This window comes from Gottfriedia sp. NPDC057991, assembly GCF_042886615.1.
In the GTDB taxonomy this organism is placed as follows: Bacteria; Bacillota; Bacilli; order Bacillales; family Bacillaceae_G; genus Gottfriedia.
Map to the genome: position 1 here is coordinate 1,388,646 of NZ_JBHVQN010000001.1, position 20,198 is coordinate 1,408,843.

Here is a 20,198-nt window from a genome sequence, read left to right on the forward strand (position 1 = left end):
TCATGAACAAAATTAACGAACTTTTTAATAGTAAAATTTCTGCTATAAACGTAGGAATTGAATTTTTTAAAGATGATATTTTAAAGCAAAATGCAAGTGCAACTCATTTAGAATGGACACCACCAGGTGGAGGAAATCCTGAATTAATTGCAGCTCTAGATCAGTTGGAAGCCTCAAGCGTAATAGAAAAGATTGAAGCGGCAAATAAATTAGCTGTAGAACGTATTATTAATTCGCAACCAGTATTAATTGGCTTCGACCAGGCAATTAATTGTGTGCCAGGTATGACGAAGCATACGATTCTTCATGCTGGTCCACCGATTACTTGGGATAAGATGAGCGGCCCTATGAAAGGTGCGGTTACAGGAGCTATTGTGTTTGAAGGATTAGCAAAAGATTTAGAGGAAGCTTACGAAGTTGCAGCTTCTGGCGCAATTACTCTCTCACCATGTCATGAACACAATTGTGTAGGCTCTATGGCCGGTGTAACATCTGCTTCCATGTTCATGCACATTGTTGAGAATAAAACATACGGAAATATCGCTTATACAAACTTAAGTGAACAGATGGCAAAAATCTTAAGAATGGGTGCAAATGATCAAAGTGTTGTTGATCGTTTAATCTGGATGTGCGATGTATTTGGTCCTATTTTAAGAGATGCGATGAAATTAAATAAAAACGGAATTGATTTACGATTAATGCTTGCACAAGCTCTTCATATGGGAGATGAGTGTCATAATCGAAATAATGCAGGTACGGCTTTGTTAATTCAAGCTTTGACGCCATACATTTTGGAAACAGATTTTACAACAGAACAAAAGCGTGAAGTATTTGATTTCGTAGCTAGCAGCGATTATTTCTCAGGTCCAACTTGGATGGCACTTTGTAAATGTGCTCTTGATGCTGCTCACGGTATTGAAAATAGTACGATTGTCACAACGATGGCACGTAATGGGGTAGAATTCGGTATTCGTGTAAGTGGTATGCCTGGAAACACTTGGTTTACCGGACCAGCACAAAAGGTTGTAGGACCAATGTTTGCAGGATACAAACCAGAAGATTCAGGTTTAGATATTGGAGATAGTGCGATTACAGAAACATACGGAATCGGTGGATTTGCGATGGCGACAGCTCCAGCAATTGTCGCTCTAGTAGGTGGAACAGTTGATGAAGCAATTGGCTTTTCTACAAAAATGAAAGAGATCACAACGGATGAAAATCCAAATGTCACGATTCCTTTATTAGATTTCATGGGTATCTCAACAGGAATTGATGTAAGAAAAGTAATTCAAACAGGTATCATGCCAGTCATCAACACGGCTATTGCGCATAAAGAAGCAGGTATTGGCATGATCGGTGCAGGGATCACTTATCCACCAGTTGAAGCGTTTGAAAAGGCTTTATTAACTTTAAGTGAAAACATCCAATAATAACCCGTTACTCGAGTGATTTTACGAAAACGTACTTTGAATCATTCGAATTATAAACCACTCTCCAACTGTTGTCTTTGTAGGGGAGTAGTCCATGCAGATTGTCTTAGTTAATTCTTAGGGTCTGACCAAAAAAAGTGTCAGGCCCTAAAATTCAATCCTTGGATTTTTTAAATGAGACCAGCCATTTCATATAAGAAAACAACAGAGGAGAAATGTTATGGAAAATCAATCCTTAAATTCAGAATTAATTCTCGCAAGTCAACGAGGAGATTTAGAGGAAGTTGAACTGCTTTTATCCAAAGGAGCAAGTGTTGAGTATAAGGATTCTGATGGTCGTACAGCATTAATGGCGGCTACCCAAAAAAATCAAATTGTTATTGTAAAACGGTTATTGGAAGCTGGTAGTGACGTTAATACGAGAGATATCACCCAATTAACACCTTTTATTTGTTCTGGAGCAAATGGATTTCATGAAATAGTAAGCATGATGTTAAAGTATGGTGCAGATTTAAATAGCGTGAATCGATTTGGTGGAACTTCTTTACTACCATCCAGTGAAAAAGGCTACTTAAAGACTGTACAAATTTGCTTAGAGGCAGGAGTTCCTGTTAATCATGCCAATAAATTAGGCTGGTCGGCATTACTTGAGGCAGTTATTTTAGGTAATGGAGGTCGTTTATATTCTGATGTAATCGAACTACTTGTTGATGCTGGAGCAGATAGTAGTTTAGAAGATCGAGATGGAAAATCATCTTTACAACATGCTATTGACCTGAATCAGCAAAAGGTTGTAAAAATTCTTAATAAAGAGTACCTCGAAATGAATGAGTCGGTTAAGAAGGCAAAAATACTGGCAAAGGCAAATCGTTATGAGGAAGCCATTTTAGAAATAAATAGTGCGCTTGAATTAGACAGTAAAAACTTTGATTTACTCTACTACAAAGGGTATTTCTTACAAGAATTAAAACGATACGAAGAAGCACTTGAACAATACAACCATGTCCTAGCTCTTGATCCAAAAAATCTTGATTTTTATTTTTACACTGCAAATTGCTTAAGATTAATGAATAAACCAAATGAAGCTCTAGGCGAATATGATAAAGCTGTCCTACTTGATCCTAATGAAACTTTTTATCTTTACCATAAATCAAATTATTTAAGAGAACTTGGAAGACATAAAGAAGCTGTGCAAGCAATGAATAAACTTCTAGCACTTCAGCCAAATCGATATGATTTTTCGTTTCATAAAGCGAATAGTCTTAGATCGCTAGAGAAACATGAAGAAGCTGTAGAAGCAATTGAAAATGCTATTGAAAATGATCCAACTAATTCATTATATCAACTTCATAAAGAGCAATCTCTCAATTTGCTAAGTATTAAAGAATTTAAACATTTAGGGGGTAAATAATGGGGAAATTAGTGATCGTTGCAATCGGAGGCAATGCTCTAGTTAGAGAAAATGGCCGCAACACTACCCAAGACCAATATGAAGCCGTTCAAGAAACGGTTGTCAACATCGCAGACATGGTACAAGAAGGCTATGAAATTGTCGTAACTCATGGTAATGGTCCACAAGTTGGATTTGCTTTACAAAGATCTGAGATTGCTAGTGAAGTAGCAGGTATGCCGACGGTTCCTCTCGTTAACAACGTGGCAGATACACAAGGTGGTATTGGATACCAAATACAACAGGCGTTAACGAATGAATTCGCAAAAAGAGGAATCAACAAGAAAGTAGCTACTGTTATAACTCAAGTTGAAGTTAGTGCAGATGATCCTAATTTCAAAAATCCTACGAAACCTGTTGGCTCATTCTTTACATTAGAACAATCTGAAGAAATGAAAAAAGATCACCCAAACTGGGTTTTCATTGAAGATTCTGGACGTGGATATCGAAGAGTAGTTCCATCACCGAGACCAACTGATATTGTTGAAAAAGAGGTAATTTATTCATTAATTGAAGATGGTTACGTGGTAATTGCAGTAGGTGGCGGTGGAATTCCGGTCGTAAAAAAGGATGATAAAACATACGAAGGTATTGACGCAGTGATTGATAAAGATTTTGCTACAAGTCTTTTAGCAGAACAAATTCATGCGGAGACGTTAATTGTCACAACGGGTGTTCCTAGAGTATGTATCAATTTTGGTAAACCGAATCAAAAAGCACTTGAAAAAATTACAGTAGAAGAGACGAAACAATATGTCCTTGAAAATCATTTTCCTCCAGGAAGTATGTTACCAAAAATTGAGGCTAGTTTAAGTTTCTTACAAAATAAGGGAAAAAGAGTAATTATTACGAATCCTGAAAGCTTGAAAGAAGCAATGAATGAGCAAGCAGGTACACATATTGTGAATTAATGCATTAACCAATGTTGATTACAAAATAGCAAGGAAAATTTCCTTACTATTTAAAAGAGTAAGGGGTGTTAATGATGGAAGAAGCTAGATTAGCAACCAGTGAACAAGATCTATATAAATCTTATGGCTATTCGGAAGAACTTTTACCCAAAATGCCAAATCAAAGAGATTGGGGAATGTCCAACTATATTACCGTTTGGATGGGTGCAGTTCATAATATCATGTCTTATATGACAGTAGCAGGATTTTTTATCCTGGGCCTCAACACGAAGCAAGTTATTTTAGCTGTGATGGTTTCAGCAAGTATTGTCGCAGCGTTTTATTGCCTTAATGGTTATGCTGCTTCCAAATATGGCTTGCCATTTGCAATGTTACTCCGTGATACGTTTGGAGTAAAAGGAGCCATTATCCCAGCATTATGTCGTGGTCTAATTGCTGGTTTAGTATTCTTTGGTACCACAACCGTTGTCGGAGCCGAATCATTGAATATCATTTTTGCGAGATTTATCCCGAATTATTTGTCCCTAGGTGGTGATTTTAATCTACTTGGATTAACAGTCCCAACTATGATTTCATACGTAATACTCTGGACAGTTACAGTTTTACTTTTTTTAGGTGGAATGAATGTACTTAACAAATTCGGTAGTTGGTCTTCACCAGTTGTTTACGTCTTTATCGTTGGTGCAGCTGTTTGGGCGATTAATATGGCTGGAGGTTTTGGTCCAATTTTTGATTATGTTCCAAAGACTCCAACTAGTAGCCCACTAGTATTTATTGCTTGTGTGAGTGCGTTAGTATCTAACTGGGCAGGCCCAGTCGTAAATATTTCGGATTTTACCCATCGAGCGAAAAGTCCAAAGGATTTCATAATTGGATTACCTATAGGGTTTATATTATCCTATATTCTTTTTGCGATCACTTGTGTCTCATTAATTGCAGGAACTGAAATTGCTTTTGGTGAACCAATCTTTAATATAGTTCATGCGATAGATAAAATTGAAAATACTATCTCAGTTATTGTCTTGATACTTGCATTAAACGTTGGTGCTACAGCGTTTTGTGTATTTGCTAACCTATTGCCAGCAGGATTACAGATGACTGCTCTTTTCCCAAAGCTGTTTACAGTAAAATCTGCAGGAATTTTAACGGCAATTATTGGAACGTTAATTTTACCATGGAAGCTTGTAGAAAGCGCAACGACATTATTTTATTTCTATAGTTTTATTGGTTCAATTTTCGGACCAATTGCAGGTATTATGCTTTCTAGTTTTTATATTCACCGCAAAAGAAAGATCAATCTAGATCATATTTATGTTCCAGAGGGCAGTAATGGAGAGTATAAGAACGGTTATAATCCAATTGCTATGATTGTTTTGGGCATCAGCTTTATTCTTCCGATGTCAGGTGCTTTCCTTAAGAGTGTACCGTTTTTAGTGAAGATGAATGAATTTGCTTTCTTTAGTGGATTGATCGTTTCATTCATTTTATATTCATTTTTTGGAAAACTAAGCAAATCAAATTAAAAAAGCTTTATAGATTAATAGGTTAACGGGTAACATAACTACACAACAATATCCATTTTATATTAGGAGGGATTTAATAATGGATTACATGAAAATGGCAGCAGAAGCAACAATCAAAGGAATGAATAATAAAGTTGGCGGACCGTTTGGTGCAACAATTGTTAGAGGCGATGAAATTATCGCAGTTGTTAGTAACACGATGATGAGAGATACTGACCCATCTGCACACGCAGAAATGGTTGCAATCAGAGAAGCTTGCAAGAAGTTAGATACTATGGACTTATCTGATTGTGAAATTTATGCAACATGTGAGCCATGCCCAATGTGTGTAGCTGCAATTATTTGGTCTGGCATTAAGAAAGTTTACTATTGCAACACTTCAGAAGACGCTGATGTTCACGGCTTCTCTGATTTACATCTTCGCAAATATTTAACTGGAGAAGATAAAAGTGTTCTTGACATGATTAAAGTTGAGAAAAGAGAAGAATGTGATAATTTATTTGAACATTTTCACAAAATAAATAAATAATCTTTTTATACACTACTTGTTTAAGTAAAGCTGGCATAATCGAAAGCTTTACTACTAGTTCATTTGCAAAAAAACACGGTCCGGCTCTTTCGATATTGGAGTCGGATTTTAACATTTCAAAATTAAACTTTTCATGAGGGACATCTTGCAACCAATATGGTCAAAGAAGTGTTTTCTCTTCCCTTTAATAAAATGAAATTTCTATTAGTGGAGGGTAACTTCCCGTTAAGTGTAGGAAAAAAGATAAATAACAGGACAGGAGATATCTCATGGATCGTAAAGAAAGATATTTAACACTTTTTAATAAAATTAGTCAATATAACACTGGGGAAAAAGGAATTACAAGACTAGCTTATTCGAATATGGAACAAACTTGTACACACGCATTTATTCGTATGTGTAAAGCAGAAAAATTAGATATCCGAATGGATCAATGTGGAAATGTTATAGCAAGAAGAGAAGGAAAAGTAGAGGGTCTGGCTCCGGTTGCTATGGGATCTCATTTAGATTCGGTGTACGAAGGTGGGAAATATGACGGAGTGGTAGGCGTCATTGCGGCACTTGAAGTTATTAGTCGATTAAATGAAAAAAATATTGAAACTGATCATCCAATTGAAATTATCTCATTTGCCTGTGAAGAATCATCTCGTTTTGGGGTTTCAACTGTAGGGAGCAAAGCGATGGCAGGTTTAATTGAAAAAGAAAAATACCGTCATTTAGAAGATCGTAATGGCATTACGATGGAAAAAGCATTTGCTCATTGTGCTCTTGACTTTAATAGTATTGATGAAGCAAGCAGAGTAGATGAAGAATTTAAAGCGTTTTTTGAACTTCATGTTGAGCAAGGTCCAATATTGATCAATAATCAAAAAAAAATTGGGGTTGTTACTGGTATTGCAGCACCTATTAGACTTCTTGTAAAAATAAATGGAAAAGCGTCTCATTCTGGTACGACACCAATGAATATGAGAAAAGATGCTCTTCTTGGAGCTTCTGAGATCGCATTAGAGCTAGAGAAAGTTGCAATTCATGAACAAGAACATGGTACTGTTGCTACAGTTGGTGTTTTGGATATCCACTCTGGTGCAATGAACGTAGTTCCAGGAGAAGTACTAATGAAAATCGACATTCGATCTTCCTCGGTACAATCAAGAAAGTTCGTTTTGGATCATTTATTAAAAACAATTGAAAATGTTGAAAAAAATAGAATGTTAGAAATAGAAAGGAACATTATCAGTTCCGAAGAGCCTGTATTGCTTTCGCCTGAACTGATTAATGGTCTACAATCCATTTGTGTTAAGAAGGATCTTCCTTTTCAAGTGATGCAAAGTGGTGCAGGACATGATGCAATGAATATGACAAGACTTGCCCCAGTATGTCTCATTTTTGTTCCATCTGAGGATGGTCTAAGCCATCATCCTGATGAATTTACTGATATTGATGATATTTTAATTGGAATTGATGTTTTAGAAGAAGCAGTTTTACATTATGCAAAAGCCGGTATTTCTGTTTCAAATTAAATAGGTCAAACCAATATAGCTGAATTCGGAATTCTTCACCAAGACAATTACATTTGATTTTTTAGTAACACAAGTAAAAGAGGGAAAAATCCATGTCAACAAAATCTGCGTTACCGTTTTTACTAACATATATGTTTCTTGCAATGCTTGGGATTGGTCTTGTAATCCCAATCCTTCCTGAGCTTCTAATAGATTTTGGAGCAGGCGGAAAAGCAGCAGGATACTTAGTATCTGCTTTTGGCTTAACACAGTTTTTGTTCTCGCCAATTGCTGGCGATTTCTCGGACAAATACGGACGGAAGCCGATGATTGTCGTTGGACTGTGCCTATTCGTTATTTCAAACATATTGGCTGCTACTGCAGATCATTTTTCAATTTTTCTTGTTTCAAGATTAATTGGTGGGATGGGCGCAGCTGCATTGATTCCATCCATCATGGCTTATGTCGTTGATATCACGACAGAAGAACAGAGGCCAAGAGCCATGTCATTTTTAGGTGCTTCCATGTCGTCTGGTTTTATTGTTGGTCCGGGTTTAGGGGGATTACTTGCTGAGTTTGGCACGAGGACTCCTTTCTTCGCGTCTGCAACAATTGGTTCTTTAGCGGTTATCAGTTGCTTACGATTATTATCGGAATCCAAAACTGCAGAGGAACGTCTCATGCATTTAAAATCAAAAACGAAGAAAGAAAATATTTTTCGTCAACTTGCACAATCGGTTAAATCTCGTTATTTTATCTTATTATTATTGATATTCGCTCTTAGTTTCGGACTAACTCACTTTGAAGCAATCTATCCATTGTTCGTAACTCAAAGCTATGGATTTACGACTAGAGAAATATCCATCTTGTTTATGGTTTGTTCATTGATCGGTACATTCAACCAATTGGTATTGACGAACCGTCTTTCACGAAGGTTTGGAGAAAAGACGATAATTAGCAGCATGCTCTTGTTATCGGGCATTTCACTTGTGTGCTTGCTATTTTCGGGAAATTTCTTTTATGTAATGGTCATTACAATGTTGTATTTCACATTTAATAACATTTTACGTCCAACGATTAACACATTACTTTCGAGGGAAGCTGGAAATGAACAAGGATTTGTAGCAGGATTGAACAATGCCTATATGAGTCTCGGTCAAATTTTCGGGCCAATTCTTGCGGGTTTTTTATTCGATATACATATCAATCTTCCATATCTGTTTGGAGCATTCGTACTACTAATAAGTAGTTTTGTTGCTTATAGGTGGGTAGGTAATAAGAATAGAAAAATCAATCAAGATATTAGTAGAGTAAAGGATCAGGCATTATAATTGAAAGAATAGGTGAGGCAAGAAAGGGGAGAATTTCCCCTTTTATTTATTTGGAATTTTTTTTCATTTGGTAGATAAGCATACAAATTTCTTTGAAGAAAGTAGGGATTGAGCCTACTGGGAGGCCGCTGATGCATGTCGGTCAGCATCAACTCCTACATTTGTAATACTAACTTCCTTTTAGTGCAAAAACTATGTAAATAGATTTTTCGTTGTTTCTTTTGCTTGAATGAATGTTACATAAGTGATTTGAATGAATGCCTAATAACATCTCCACGGCTAATAATCCCAACTAAAAGTCCATTACGTTCTACTGGCAATTTTTTTATTCGTTTTTCCCCTAAAATAGCCGCAATATTCTCAATTTCTTCGTCCCATGAAACTTTGATAACCTTTTTTTTAGCGATTTCAAGAACATTCATATTTAACAATGTTTGTACTCTATCCTCAAATTCCTCATTATCTCCTTGAACATATGCCATGTAGGCGAAAACATTAATAATACGATCTTCATGCTTTCCAATATATCTAAGTATATCACCATCACTTACATACCCTATAATTTCGTTCCGATCATTGACTACAGGAAGGCCGCTAATACGGTTGTTAATAAGTATTTCAATGATTGATCTAACTGTGTCATTTCCATTTACTTTAAAAACATCTTCAATCATGATTTCATATGCTTTCATTAACATTCTCCTAATAAGCTTTTGCTTCATTTTAAAAGTTTTGTTATTTATAATTACCTAATTTTTACAGAATATGTTTTAGTGATTCGTAAAAACGTTTGAGAATATTGAATTGTTTCTCTTCTGCACTTAATGATAAAAAAGGATAAGTAAAAAAATTGACCATTAGAATTAAAAAGGGAAGTCATGAAGTATCATTTTTTGTGCGATGCTTACTTTTAAAAAGATTTTATTATGTTTAATAATAAATAATTGATTAAATACCCTACGGGGTATATAATCATTTTTGTAATATATTTTTTTGAAAATGAGGTATCAAATTGATTGTTATTTTTACATTAATAATTGGTCTAATCTTAAGAAAACTATATATTAGGTATTTTCCAATTTGGCATATTAAATGTACAAATTTATCATCTATTTTAAGTAAAAAGTCAACTCAAATTATAGATGTAAGAGATTATAATGAATCTAATAAAATGCCTATTATTAATGCATTGAATATTCCTATCGGCTATTTAAAAAGATCATATGTAGATATTTCAAATAATGAAATTCATATTGTCGCTTCAAATAAACTTGAAAAAAATATAAGTATTCGATTTCTTAGAAAAAAAGGCTTTAAAATTATAGGGTATTCATTGACTACATGTGATTGTAAGTAATTCAATTAGGAAGGAGGAAATATATGAGATATGACGATAAGATGAAAAATAGAATTAAGCGAATTTACGAGGAATATTGAGGATGTTAGAAGAAAATAAAGACTGTAATGAAGTCGTAACTCAATTATCAAGTCGATTGTACGGTTGGAGTAATAGTAAGTTCTAACTTGGTTGACTGTGTGTTAGTCGCAGGAAAAAATGGTGATAAGACGAAAGAAGTTATTACAGAAGCAGTCAACATGCTAGTAAAAAGTAGATAAAAAATAGTTATTGACTTTAAATTTTTTTAGCTTATATTATACCTATAGGGGTATACGGTATATATTTTTTTAAAAAATTAATACCCCTATGGGTATGTAAATATTTTTGGAGGTAATCAAATGTCAGCAAAGAAAAAAACAACAATTGTATTATTTAGTGGAGATTACGATAAAGCAATGGCAGCTTATATTATTGCAAATGGAGCAGCTGCTTATGACCATGAGGTAACGATTTTCCATACCTTTTGGGGATTAAATGCTTTGCGAAAGGATGAAAATATTGCAGTAGAAAAAGGATTCATGGAAAAATTTTTCAGTAAAATGATGCCAAAAGGTGCAGATAAAATGGGACTTTCTAAAATGCATTTTTCTGGAATCGGTCCAAAGCTAATAAAAAATGTAATGAAAAAACATAATGCCCTATCTCTTCCTCAGTTAATTGAAATGGCACAAGAACAAGATGTAAAGCTTGTAGCTTGTACGATGACAATGGATTTGTTAGGGCTACAACAAAAAGAACTATTAGATCATATTGAGTATGCAGGTGTAGCAGCTTATTTGGCTGATGCAGAAGAAGGAAATGTTAATTTATTTATTTAAAAAGGTGGGATTTAGATGGAATATTTAAAATATATCATCCCAAGTCTTCTAATTGTATTTATCGTTAGAAGTTTTCTATCGGTAAAAGGGGTTAGACAAATTTCTACAGCTGAGTTAAGAAAAGAATTAAATGATAAAAACAAACAATTTATTGATGTACGAACACCTGCTGAGTATCGTGCGAAAAGTATTCGTGGATTTAAAAACATACCCCTGCATGTATTAGATGAAAAACTAAATGAACTTTCAAAAGAAAAAGAAGTTGTATTGATCTGTCAAAGTGGTATGAGAAGTAGTAAGGCAAGTAAAAAGCTTAAAAAACAAGGATTTAATCAAGTTACAAATGTAAAAGGCGGCATGAGTCTTTGGAAATAAAAGATTTCATTATAATTTTATTAAATCAAGGAGATTACATGATGAATATTAAAGTGAATATGTTATTAGATGCAAAGGGATTAGCATGTCCTATGCCGATTGTTATGACAAAGAAAGCGATGAACGAGATTGAGGATGGTTTAGTATTAGAAATTCAAGCAACAGATAAAGGATCAAAAGCTGATTTAAAAGCATGGGCTGAAAGTGTAGGACATCAATATCTAGGTACAATTGAAGAAGAGGGAGTTCTAAAGCATTATTTAAGAAAGTCAACGAGTACTGAAACGATTGAAAAACAGCATCAAAATGTTGTTACGAATGATGAATTAGATAAGAGATTAAAAAGTAATAAAAACATGATCATTTTAGATGTAAGAGAAGCAGCGGAATATGCTTTTAATCATATTCTTAATGCTATTTCAATTCCATTAGGTGAATTAGAGGAAAGATTACATGAATTAAAGAAAGAAACTGAAATTTATGTTATTTGTCGAACTGGAAGCCGTAGTGATTTAGCAGCACAAAAGCTAACAGAAAGTGGTTTTACAAATGTATGGAATGTAGTACCAGGTATGAGTCTTTGGACTGATGAGACAAATTCAATCACAAATTAATTACTATTTAGCATAAGAAGCTTACTTTTATTTTTTTAAAATAAAATATACCATGGGGGGTAATGAAATGACTGTAAATCCAATGACAGCAAAAGAAGTAACGAAAAAAGTTTTTAATAAGGAAGAACTATTTATACTTGATGTGCGAAATGAAACAGATTTTCATGACTGGAAAATTGAAGGAGAGAATTTTGACTATTTAAATGTACCATACTTTGATTTACTAGATGGTGTTGAAGAAATTTTGAATAAAATTCCTTCTAATAAAGATGTTTTAGTTGTATGCGCAAAAGAAGGTTCATCAATTATGGTTGCAGATATGCTATCAGATACAGGTTTAACTGTTTCATATTTAAAGGGTGGTATGAAAGAGTGGAGTGAGTATTTAGAGCCTGTAAAAATAGGGAACTTAAATGATGGTGGTGAAATATATCAGTTTGTTCGAATCGGAAAAGGATGTCTTTCTTATATGGTTATCTCAAATGGAGAGGCAGCTATTATTGACTCAACAAGAATGGCTGATGTTTATCTAAATTTTGCTGAAAACAAAGGTGTAAAAATTACACATGTTTTTGATACTCATCTACATGCGGATCACATCTCAGGTGGCCGTGTTATTTCAGAAAAAACAAATGCAACATATTGGTTACCGCCAAAAGATGCAACAGAAGTTACATTCGAATACTCACCATTAGAAGGTGGTAACAATGTGATGATAGGTAATACATCAATTAACATCCATGCAATCTACTCACCAGGTCATACTATTGGGTCAACTTCATTTGTAGTAGATGAAAAGTTCTTATTATCTGGAGATATTTTATTCATTGATTCAATTGGACGCCCTGATTTAGCTGGTATGGCTGAAGATTGGGTTGGTGATTTAAGAGAAAGCTTATATACACGTTATAGAGAATTATCAGAGGAATTAATTGTACTTCCTGCTCACTTTATGATTATTGATGAGCTAAATGACGATGGAAGTGTTTCAGAAAAATTAGGTACTTTGTTTGCAAAAAATCACGGTTTAAACATTGAAGATGAAAATGAATTTAGAAAAATTGTAACTGAAAACTTACCACCACAACCAAATGCATATCAAGAAATTCGTGAAACGAATATGGGGAAAATTACTCCAGATGTTGAGAAACAACGTGAAATGGAAATTGGACCAAATCGTTGTGCAGTTCGATAATAATAATTTTTAGGAGGATATAGAAAATGAAAATTACAAAAGTATTAGATGCAAAAGGCTTAGCATGTCCTATGCCAATCGTAAAAACAAAAAAGGCGATGAATGTAATTGAATCTGGTGAGGTAATAGAAATTCATGCTACGGATAAAGGAGCGAAAAATGATCTTTCAGCATGGGCAAAATCTGGAGGTCATGAATTGCTTAAATATGAAGAAGATAATGATATTTTTAAGTTTTGGATTAAAAAGTTTTAATTAAAATAATGAAAAAGGCGCAGAGATAAAGGCGCCTTTCTTTCTTTATTAAGGGAGGTTAAAAAATGGAGTGGACTTTTGTTCTTTTATTATTACTCATTGGTTTAATCGGTTCATTCATTTCGGGGATGGTTGGAATTGGAGGAGCCATAATAAACTTCCCTATGCTATTATATGTTCCGCCATTATTAGGTTTTTCACCCTTTACAGCGCATCAAGTATCAGGAATTGTTGCTATTCAAGTTTTTTTTGCTACGATTGGTGGCGTTTTAAGTTATCGTAAAAGTGGATATCTAAATAAAACAATTATTTTATATATGGGAATTAGTGTATTAGTCGGAAGTTTTATAGGAGGATTTGGATCAAACCTACTTTCTGAAGAAGGGATTAATTTAGTTTATGGTTTTCTAGCATTGATTGCTGTTGTATTGATGTTTGTACCAAAAAAGGAAATTGACATAAATATTGAAAAAGATCTTACTTTTAATAAATGGATTGCAGCTTCACTAGCATTCATTGTTGGAGGAAGTGCTGGTGTTGTTGGCGCTGGCGGAGCATTCTTATTAGTTCCAATTATGTTGACCATATTAAAAATTCCAACACGTGTAACGATCGCATCATCACTTGCGATTACGTTAATTTCGTCTATAGGAGTAACGATTGGTAAGGTCACAACAGGTCAGGTAGATATAATCCCAACGATTATAGTTGTGATTGCAAGTATTGTTGCTTCTCCTCTTGGAGCAAAAATTGGAAAAAAAATGAACGTAAAAATGTTGCAATTAATCCTTGCTATATTAATTGGGATAACAGCTTTAAAGATTTGGATTACTATTATAGAAACGTGGATTTAAATGAAAATACAAAAGAAAGATCTTCTAAATTTTAGAAGATCTTTATCATTTTATTCCATAAATGTTGCATATACACGATCAATTAGCAATACTTACAAGTTGGCTTGTGACAATTGTTGTAGCATTTCGAATTTATTCTACTTATTTCAAAAAAAAAGAACTATTTAGTAAGCTTAAGTTTTTATATTTAATCTTTTCACTGGCTTCACTTATACTAGTATTATCGGTAGGATATTATGGTGGGAAAATGGTTTATACTGATGGTATCAATGTTAAATTTCATAATAAATTAGTAAATCCACCTAAATAATTTTATCTCTTGATCTATATCGTAGTATGAAATTGATTAAGAAGCAGAAAAACATACAAATTGTTAACCAATTAATATTGTTTGAAGACTACTGCAACAGTTACTGATTATTGAATTTATATTCTATGAGCCTTAATTGGCTCATTTTTATTTGAACTCTATTCAATAATCGTATCAAAAAATTAATAGCTCATTCTTGATCAATGGGAGAAGCAATCTGATCTTTATAAGTATCGATATAAATATTTCCATTTGCTGCCATCACAGCATATACTACTTCTTTCATTTGAAGATTACGTTTTTTTAGCTCTTCTTGTACCATTAATTCTGACAGATTATTTTCTCTTAAATTTTTTGAGATAATTTCCCCATCCATAATCAACTCAATAGGTAATTTACTTTCCTGTTGTGTCGGTATATTTAAATCTTGTTTCGTAACGTTTCGGTATTGAGGTTTTTGTAAAAAAGATACTTTACCATTTGTTTCAACTACTACATAAAGAACTTCTTCTATGTTAAAAATTCCTTTTTCTCTTAATTGTTGATTTAAATAGTCTAGTGAATATCGCATTTTTCTCATATTGGCCTCTAAAATTTTACCATCTTCAATGATGACAGTTGGATTCCCTGCAAGTAAATTTCTACCTATTCTACTTTTCAAGGAGATATAACTAACGAGTAAAATGACTAAAACCAAAATTAAAAAAGCTAAGACTGCATGGTGGATTTTTATATTTAAATTAAAAGCTAAATTAGCAATAATACTTCCAATTGAAATAGCTCCAATAAAATCAAAGGTATTCATCTCAGCAATGATTTGTTTTCCTAATAGTTTAGCACCAATGAACAATATCAAAAATGCTAGCATTGTTCTTGTAATAATTTCAAAATGTTCAGGCATGGGCACTTTCTCCTTTACCATTAACCTTAATATATTTTTTTTATTATTATCAATAAAGAATTTATGTAATCTCCTGATTAAAGAGGTTTGAATTGATAAACAAATTGAATTGCATAGAAAATTAGTTTATGTAATTTAGAAGTTAAACTTAATAAAGACAATGTGCTACTTATTAAAATAAATAGCATTTATTAAAATCTTACAAACTTGTTTTTTCATATGTTTTGCAATTTTTTTTAAAAGCACATAATTTTCATTAAGTTTTCACTTTTAAGGTTTAATTTTTAAAAGAAACAAAATTTAAATGGGTGCCTTTATATAAATAAATTAACTTTGAATAAAAAAGAAAAGAGTAATCTAAATTTATCTTAAAATGTTAATTCAGCTTATTAAAATGGAACTATCTAAAAAGAAGTGTGTTCAAAAAATTCTAAAAATTTTAGATTAAATATACTAAGCAATTAAAAGAATTTTAAGATTTACTCATTATAAAACAAAGATGCTATTAAGAACTGGAGGTATTTAAATGGGCAAAATGAATAAAAAATGGGTCACTATCTGTTCAACTGCAATTGGAGCGATTTATGCTACTGGCTATTTTACAACTGATATTCAAGATTCGAATGCAGCATCGCCAAAAACTGAACAGGTCAATGTTACTTTTTAAAAAAATAATATTGTAAAAAAAAGTTTTTATAAAAATGGAACTTTTTATGGGATGGGTTCTAATCGTCGTGGATCGATTCAAATCGCCTTAAAGATAAATGAAGATAAAATTATAGATGTAGAGATAAGTAATTATGGTATGCATTATTCCGAGAATGACATTTTAAATTTACCAAATGAAGTAGTAAATGTCCAAAGTTCACAAGTTCGGAATGTGTCAGGAGCGACATATAGTACACAGGCCTTTAAAGATGCCGTTCAAGATGCTCTATTAAAGGCAAGAAATATATAATGAAGAAAATCATAAGAAAAACGAAATTATTTATGGATACAGTAGTTGATATTAAAGTAGTCACGACAAAATCGTTTGATGAAACGGAAGCTTCAATTAATCGTGCATTTGATTTTTTTCGAGAAGTTGAAAAGACTTGTAGCCGATTTAGTTTGGAAAGTGAATTAATGAAGGTGTGTAAACAAATTAATACGCCAGTACCTGTTAGTCCATTATTATTTGAACCATTAAAATTCGTGTTAGAGGTGGCTAAATGGACAAATGGAATATTTGATCCAACGGTTGGTCAAATAATAGAAAATGCTGGTTTCAATCAACACTATTTAACAGAAGAGGTCATACAAAATAATACATCTGAAATAGTTACTTACTCTGATATTTCCTTAAATGAAGAAGATAAAACAGTACTATTAAAAAAGCCATTAGTGATTGATTTAGGTGCTGTTGCTAAAGGCTTTGCCATTGATCTTGCTGTAAATGAATTGAGACAATTTGATGGATTCATTGTTAATGCTGGTGGGGATCTTTATGCAGGAGGATTAGATGAATTAGGAGATAAATGGAAAATAGGAATTCAGCACCCACAAAATAAGGAAAAAATCATACACACATTAGAAATATCTAGCATGGCGGTATGTACTTCTGGAAGTTATGAACGTAAAAGTGATTTAAACCCAGGAATTCATCATATTATTAATCCGAAAAATAAAAAATCACCAACTGAATTGATTAGTTGTAGCATCATCGCACCGTATGCAATGATGGCGGACGCATTTTCAACTACATGTTTTTTAATGGGTAGAAAAAAGGGACTAGCTCTATTAGAAGAAGTTGGATTAGAAAGTATTTTAATTTCATCTGATTTACAAATTTATCATAAAGGAGTGGATAATATTGACTATTAAACAATGGATGAAATCACCAAAAGGATATGTAATTCTGTCCTTAATGATTTTACTCCTAATTGCTACAATTGATTATCAAAATAGCAGAGGAATAATTAACTGTATGATTGCCGTTTTTGTGGCAACAATCACAGATATATTATGTTTGTTAATTTTAAAAAGGAAAAATATTAAGCCATACGGAGCAGTTATTACTGGAATGATTGTCGCGATGATTTTAAGTACAACGACTGCATGGTATGTGATTGTTTTCACTACAATCATTTCAATTTTATCAAAATATTTAATTGTTTTTAAAAAGAAACAAATATTTAATCCATCAGTTTTTGGTCTTTTAATGTCTATCATCATTTTTCATACTGAACAAAGTTGGTGGGGAGCATTTGGAGATCTTCAAGGTTGGACAAATATATTTTTATTAATCGCTGGGTATATAGTTGTAAGTCGTGTAAATAAATTTCCAATGGTATCTTCATTTTTAGGAACCTATTTCATTCTCTTAATACTGACTGAACTTTTTCATATTGGAGATGCATCAGATGCTTTTCGTAGTCCATTTATAAATGCTTCTCTTTTCTTTGCATTTTTTATGCTCACTGATCCTCCCACATCACCAGCCAAAGACAAACAACAAGTTATTTTCGGTTTTATTTGTGCACTAATAGGAGTAACGATTTATAGTTTATTTGGAGGATTAACTTATTTATTTACAGGCTTGATCGTCGGCAATTTATTTAATTTATTGAAATCAAAACCTTCAATTCAAAAAGTCAAACAAAGAAGTCAGACCTTTCATAATGTATGATTTTAGTAAAAAATGAAAAGTGTTAGTTAATGTTATTTTTCCAGTACAAGTAAAGATAAATTTCAGGGGAATTTAAACCGAATCGTTTTTTTGAAATCGATAGTAATCAAGACTTTTAAATATGGTATGTTCATTAATCAGTACATTCAACCGATTGGTACTGACGCATATTTAAATGAATAGTAGTATTTTTTATTGTATTAATTAGTTTTACTAAATTTAAAAGGCTGTTTTCGTAAAGATTGTGGCTTTTATAAAATAATGTATAAGTAAAGGAAAAATATTGTTAGTTGTAGAATAATTATAATTGGTCCTTGTTCAACTAAATGGCAGATTAGTTGAACAAGGAAATCAATCATATTTATAGAAGAGTTAGTCTTATATGCTATATTCATTGATAGTTAAGGAGGGACATAATGTACAACTTTTTTCAATTACATACTGAAAACTTTAATGAATGCAGGGAAACTATAAAAAATATTTTCTGGATGTATCAAGATATGATTAGAAGCTATGGAGGATTTGGGCATAATATTGACTTTGAAACAGTTAATTATGAAAAATTCATATTAGTTGAGATAATCGACGAACGAATGAGTGGTTTTAATGAAGAAGTTGAAATGTTAAGACAAGGTTCTTTAGTAGCCTTATGTTGTGAAGTCCAAAATTTGCTTGATGAAATGCAAAGAGATGACAAGGTATATAACTTTATTAAAGAATTAACTACAATTCCTGAAATTAAAAAAATGTCATTTGAAAATGATGTATTATCTTCTATGTTGTTGGCATTAGAAGAAAAACCTGGTGATTGGTGGGAAACTTTAAAATATGGTTCAATTTTTTCAAAAAAACTAGAAAAAGTTTATAAAAAATTTGTAATTAATTATTTTAAGCGTTTGTTAGTAGAAGGTGAAAGTGGGTTCTAAATACAAAATACTTTAATTCTTATTCAACTAAATGATGCGTTAGTTGCTTAAGATTCCTTTAAAAGACATATCAATTGATATGTCGTTTTTGTTCTAATTCAACTATATTTAAACTTCTCGCAAATAATTAACTGTAATGTAATTAGGATTTTGACACGAACCTAACATCATACTCTTTACTCTGTCCTTAGTAGCTAACTTCTTATTTTGTTGTAAGAATTTGAACCAGTATAGGTAGTTGTCGAGATATTTAGTGGCTACTCCTTGAAATCTATCCATCCAATCCCTAAGACGTTTATGGAAGCTATTGACATGCTGAACATGGTATATGCCTTTTTTCACATACCCTTCTTTACTGACATTAATTGTTTCGTGTTTTAGACCTTTATCTAATGCAAACTTTTTATAGTTTGTAGCAGTATCAGTGCATAACAAAGCAGAGGGGTCTATATACTCCCCAATTACCGCATCTATTTCTTCTGCTCGGACACGACCACGACCAGCTGTTCTAACAACTACTTGACCATTACGGTCTTGTGCAACTACAACTGCAATTTTTAGACTACTTATACCTCTTTTTCGGTCTCTTCCACCACGTTTTTTTGGGTCTCTGCCTTCTACTTTACGTCCTTTAAATGACTCTTTGTAAAAGGTATCGTCGCTTTCAACGATTCCCTTCAAACCTTGAAATCCTAACGAACGCAAAGCAAATAAAATCTTGTGCCTCCAATAAAAACAAGTTGATATGTGGATTTTAAGTTCTTCAGCAATTTTTGGTAAGGTGAATCCTTCAATCATCATACGAAAATATTTAGCCCATTTCCCAAGATATCGTGAACCTGAAATCGGGGTATTTGTTAAGTCATTAAATGACTTGCAGCAATCATGGCAGAAGTAACGCTGTCTCCCGCGATATTTTCCGTTTCGCTTAACCTTTACACTTCCACAATGAACACAACCAAGACCTTCGCTAAAGCGAGTTTCTCTAATTGCAGTGTACGTATCTACTATTTCATCTTCATCATTAGAGAAGAACTCTGATTTCAAACGATTAAATAGCTTGATTTGGTCTTGTTTTGATAAATCAGTAAAATCAGCATAAACATGTTCCATCATTGAAAAAACACCTCCCAAACAAGTATTTTAGCACCCTTTAGGAGTATGGTCAAAATAGCAACAATCTATGCGAAAACAGCCATTTAAAAAGAAGT

At 32.9% G+C, this 20,198-nt stretch carries 22 protein-coding genes and 1 pseudogene; 20 read left to right on the forward strand and 3 right to left on the reverse strand.

All coding sequences use genetic code 11. From position 1 onward, the window contains the following. Positions 1-2 precede the first annotated feature (2 nt). The 7 genes from ACFVR2_RS06980 to ACFVR2_RS07010 all read left to right on the forward strand — a co-directional run bounded on the left by ACFVR2_RS06980 (position 3) and on the right by ACFVR2_RS07010 (position 8,673). Positions 3-1,430, forward strand: a complete 1,428-nt coding sequence (locus ACFVR2_RS06980; RefSeq protein WP_387360127.1) for a YlbE family protein — start codon at positions 3-5, stop codon at positions 1,428-1,430. 220 nt (positions 1,431-1,650) lie between these two features. Next, positions 1,651-2,841 (forward strand): ankyrin repeat domain-containing protein, encoded by a 1,191-nt coding sequence (locus tag ACFVR2_RS06985; protein ID WP_387360129.1) that lies wholly within the window; start codon positions 1,651-1,653, stop codon positions 2,839-2,841. Then, positions 2,841-3,791: a carbamate kinase gene (gene arcC, locus ACFVR2_RS06990; RefSeq protein ID WP_387360132.1), complete on the forward strand. Its 951-nt coding sequence runs from the start codon at positions 2,841-2,843 to the stop codon at positions 3,789-3,791. The genes ACFVR2_RS06985 and arcC overlap by 1 nt, the downstream gene beginning before the upstream one ends. Positions 3,792-3,865: 74 nt before the next feature. Next, the gene (locus tag ACFVR2_RS06995) at positions 3,866-5,314 is read left to right on the forward strand and encodes a cytosine permease (RefSeq protein WP_387360135.1); all 1,449 of its coding nucleotides are present in this window, start codon (positions 3,866-3,868) and stop codon (positions 5,312-5,314) included. A 79-nt stretch (positions 5,315-5,393) separates the two neighbouring features. Further along, positions 5,394-5,843 carry a nucleoside deaminase gene (locus ACFVR2_RS07000; RefSeq protein WP_387360137.1) on the forward strand — a complete coding sequence of 150 codons (450 nt, stop codon included), beginning with the start codon at positions 5,394-5,396 and terminating at the stop codon, positions 5,841-5,843. A 269-nt stretch (positions 5,844-6,112) separates the two neighbouring features. Further along, positions 6,113-7,363 (forward strand): Zn-dependent hydrolase, encoded by a 1,251-nt coding sequence (locus ACFVR2_RS07005; protein WP_387360139.1) that lies wholly within the window; start codon positions 6,113-6,115, stop codon positions 7,361-7,363. Between the two features lie 92 nt (positions 7,364-7,455). Then, on the forward strand, positions 7,456-8,673 hold the full coding sequence (locus tag ACFVR2_RS07010) for an MFS transporter (protein WP_387360141.1): 1,218 nt from the start codon (positions 7,456-7,458) through the stop codon (positions 8,671-8,673). Positions 8,674-8,909: 236 nt separating this feature from the next. Here ACFVR2_RS07010 and ACFVR2_RS07015 read toward each other — a convergent pair whose 3' ends face one another. Next, positions 8,910-9,365 carry a CBS domain-containing protein gene (locus ACFVR2_RS07015; RefSeq protein ID WP_387360143.1) on the reverse strand — a complete coding sequence of 152 codons (456 nt, stop codon included), beginning with the start codon at positions 9,363-9,365 and terminating at the stop codon, positions 8,910-8,912. Positions 9,366-9,685: 320 nt separating this feature from the next. On the opposite strand from ACFVR2_RS07015, the gene ACFVR2_RS07020 reads away from it, so the two are divergent. The 8 genes and pseudogenes from ACFVR2_RS07020 to ACFVR2_RS07055 all read left to right on the forward strand — a co-directional run bounded on the left by ACFVR2_RS07020 (position 9,686) and on the right by ACFVR2_RS07055 (position 14,182). Further along, positions 9,686-10,030, forward strand: a complete 345-nt coding sequence (locus ACFVR2_RS07020) for a hypothetical protein (protein WP_387360145.1) — start codon at positions 9,686-9,688, stop codon at positions 10,028-10,030. A 23-nt stretch (positions 10,031-10,053) separates the two neighbouring features. Next, positions 10,054-10,290 (forward strand): annotated as a pseudogene (locus ACFVR2_RS07025) (metal-sensing transcriptional repressor). 120 nt (positions 10,291-10,410) lie between these two features. Next, positions 10,411-10,890 (forward strand): DsrE/DsrF/DrsH-like family protein, encoded by a 480-nt coding sequence (locus ACFVR2_RS07030; RefSeq protein ID WP_387360147.1) that lies wholly within the window; start codon positions 10,411-10,413, stop codon positions 10,888-10,890. Positions 10,891-10,905: 15 nt separating this feature from the next. Continuing rightward, positions 10,906-11,265: a rhodanese-like domain-containing protein gene (locus ACFVR2_RS07035; protein WP_387360149.1), complete on the forward strand. Its 360-nt coding sequence runs from the start codon at positions 10,906-10,908 to the stop codon at positions 11,263-11,265. A 38-nt stretch (positions 11,266-11,303) separates the two neighbouring features. Next, complete coding sequence (locus ACFVR2_RS07040; RefSeq protein ID WP_387360151.1) at positions 11,304-11,879, forward strand: sulfurtransferase TusA family protein; 576 nt, start codon at positions 11,304-11,306, stop codon at positions 11,877-11,879. A gap of 67 nt (positions 11,880-11,946) precedes the next feature. Next, positions 11,947-13,074 carry an MBL fold metallo-hydrolase gene (locus tag ACFVR2_RS07045; RefSeq protein ID WP_387360153.1) on the forward strand — a complete coding sequence of 376 codons (1,128 nt, stop codon included), beginning with the start codon at positions 11,947-11,949 and terminating at the stop codon, positions 13,072-13,074. A 26-nt stretch (positions 13,075-13,100) separates the two neighbouring features. Continuing rightward, positions 13,101-13,328 carry a sulfurtransferase TusA family protein gene (locus ACFVR2_RS07050; protein WP_387360155.1) on the forward strand — a complete coding sequence of 76 codons (228 nt, stop codon included), beginning with the start codon at positions 13,101-13,103 and terminating at the stop codon, positions 13,326-13,328. Between the two features lie 65 nt (positions 13,329-13,393). Next, positions 13,394-14,182: a sulfite exporter TauE/SafE family protein gene (locus tag ACFVR2_RS07055; RefSeq protein WP_387360158.1), complete on the forward strand. Its 789-nt coding sequence runs from the start codon at positions 13,394-13,396 to the stop codon at positions 14,180-14,182. Between the two features lie 500 nt (positions 14,183-14,682). On the opposite strand, the gene ACFVR2_RS07060 is transcribed toward ACFVR2_RS07055, so the two are convergent. Next, a complete protein-coding gene (locus tag ACFVR2_RS07060) occupies positions 14,683-15,393 on the reverse strand; it encodes a DUF421 domain-containing protein (RefSeq protein ID WP_387360160.1) in 711 nt (236 codons plus the stop codon). A 526-nt stretch (positions 15,394-15,919) separates the two neighbouring features. Between ACFVR2_RS07060 and ACFVR2_RS07065 the strand changes: the two genes are divergently transcribed. From ACFVR2_RS07065 to ACFVR2_RS07085, 5 genes are all read left to right on the forward strand, one after another. Then, positions 15,920-16,060: a hypothetical protein gene (locus ACFVR2_RS07065; RefSeq protein WP_387360162.1), complete on the forward strand. Its 141-nt coding sequence runs from the start codon at positions 15,920-15,922 to the stop codon at positions 16,058-16,060. 51 nt (positions 16,061-16,111) lie between these two features. Then, on the forward strand, positions 16,112-16,351 hold the full coding sequence (locus ACFVR2_RS07070) for an FMN-binding protein (RefSeq protein ID WP_387360164.1): 240 nt from the start codon (positions 16,112-16,114) through the stop codon (positions 16,349-16,351). Continuing rightward, the gene (locus ACFVR2_RS07075) at positions 16,351-17,256 is read left to right on the forward strand and encodes an FAD:protein FMN transferase (protein ID WP_387360166.1); all 906 of its coding nucleotides are present in this window, start codon (positions 16,351-16,353) and stop codon (positions 17,254-17,256) included. Before ACFVR2_RS07070 ends, ACFVR2_RS07075 begins: the two co-directional genes overlap by 1 nt. After that, positions 17,246-18,061 (forward strand): RnfABCDGE type electron transport complex subunit D, encoded by an 816-nt coding sequence (locus ACFVR2_RS07080; RefSeq protein ID WP_387360168.1) that lies wholly within the window; start codon positions 17,246-17,248, stop codon positions 18,059-18,061. Before ACFVR2_RS07075 ends, ACFVR2_RS07080 begins: the two co-directional genes overlap by 11 nt. A gap of 416 nt (positions 18,062-18,477) precedes the next feature. After that, positions 18,478-18,987, forward strand: a complete 510-nt coding sequence (locus tag ACFVR2_RS07085) for a hypothetical protein (RefSeq protein ID WP_387360170.1) — start codon at positions 18,478-18,480, stop codon at positions 18,985-18,987. A 108-nt stretch (positions 18,988-19,095) separates the two neighbouring features. Here the strand turns inward: ACFVR2_RS07085 and ACFVR2_RS07090 are convergent, their stop codons facing one another. Further along, positions 19,096-20,103: an IS1595 family transposase gene (locus ACFVR2_RS07090; RefSeq protein ID WP_387360172.1), complete on the reverse strand. Its 1,008-nt coding sequence runs from the start codon at positions 20,101-20,103 to the stop codon at positions 19,096-19,098. Between the last annotated feature and the right edge of the window lie 95 nt (positions 20,104-20,198).

What these genes read in the sequence shown, in the direction of transcription:
- ACFVR2_RS07085 (WP_387360170.1), top strand. Translation starts at nt 18,478, where the DNA reads ATGTACAACTTTTTTCAATTACATACTGAAAACTTTAATGAATGCAGG.
- ACFVR2_RS07075 (WP_387360166.1), top strand. Translation starts at nt 16,351, where the DNA reads ATGAAGAAAATCATAAGAAAAACGAAATTATTTATGGATACAGTAGTT.
- ACFVR2_RS07060 (WP_387360160.1), bottom strand. Translation starts at nt 15,393, where the DNA reads ATGCCTGAACATTTTGAAATTATTACAAGAACAATGCTAGCATTTTTG.
- ACFVR2_RS07030 (WP_387360147.1), top strand. Translation starts at nt 10,411, where the DNA reads ATGTCAGCAAAGAAAAAAACAACAATTGTATTATTTAGTGGAGATTAC.
- ACFVR2_RS07010 (WP_387360141.1), top strand. Translation starts at nt 7,456, where the DNA reads ATGTCAACAAAATCTGCGTTACCGTTTTTACTAACATATATGTTTCTT.
- ACFVR2_RS06995 (WP_387360135.1), top strand. Translation starts at nt 3,866, where the DNA reads ATGGAAGAAGCTAGATTAGCAACCAGTGAACAAGATCTATATAAATCT.
- ACFVR2_RS06985 (WP_387360129.1), top strand. Translation starts at nt 1,651, where the DNA reads ATGGAAAATCAATCCTTAAATTCAGAATTAATTCTCGCAAGTCAACGA.
- ACFVR2_RS07055 (WP_387360158.1), top strand. Translation starts at nt 13,394, where the DNA reads ATGGAGTGGACTTTTGTTCTTTTATTATTACTCATTGGTTTAATCGGT.
- ACFVR2_RS07045 (WP_387360153.1), top strand. Translation starts at nt 11,947, where the DNA reads ATGACTGTAAATCCAATGACAGCAAAAGAAGTAACGAAAAAAGTTTTT.
- ACFVR2_RS07015 (WP_387360143.1), bottom strand. Translation starts at nt 9,365, where the DNA reads ATGAAAGCATATGAAATCATGATTGAAGATGTTTTTAAAGTAAATGGA.
- ACFVR2_RS07090 (WP_387360172.1), bottom strand. Translation starts at nt 20,103, where the DNA reads ATGATGGAACATGTTTATGCTGATTTTACTGATTTATCAAAACAAGAC.
- ACFVR2_RS07070 (WP_387360164.1), top strand. Translation starts at nt 16,112, where the DNA reads ATGGGTTCTAATCGTCGTGGATCGATTCAAATCGCCTTAAAGATAAAT.
- ACFVR2_RS07040 (WP_387360151.1), top strand. Translation starts at nt 11,304, where the DNA reads ATGATGAATATTAAAGTGAATATGTTATTAGATGCAAAGGGATTAGCA.
- ACFVR2_RS07000 (WP_387360137.1), top strand. Translation starts at nt 5,394, where the DNA reads ATGGATTACATGAAAATGGCAGCAGAAGCAACAATCAAAGGAATGAAT.
- ACFVR2_RS06980 (WP_387360127.1), top strand. Translation starts at nt 3, where the DNA reads ATGAACAAAATTAACGAACTTTTTAATAGTAAAATTTCTGCTATAAAC.
- ACFVR2_RS07050 (WP_387360155.1), top strand. Translation starts at nt 13,101, where the DNA reads ATGAAAATTACAAAAGTATTAGATGCAAAAGGCTTAGCATGTCCTATG.
- ACFVR2_RS07005 (WP_387360139.1), top strand. Translation starts at nt 6,113, where the DNA reads ATGGATCGTAAAGAAAGATATTTAACACTTTTTAATAAAATTAGTCAA.
- ACFVR2_RS07065 (WP_387360162.1), top strand. Translation starts at nt 15,920, where the DNA reads ATGGGCAAAATGAATAAAAAATGGGTCACTATCTGTTCAACTGCAATT.
- arcC (WP_387360132.1), top strand. Translation starts at nt 2,841, where the DNA reads ATGGGGAAATTAGTGATCGTTGCAATCGGAGGCAATGCTCTAGTTAGA.
- ACFVR2_RS07035 (WP_387360149.1), top strand. Translation starts at nt 10,906, where the DNA reads ATGGAATATTTAAAATATATCATCCCAAGTCTTCTAATTGTATTTATC.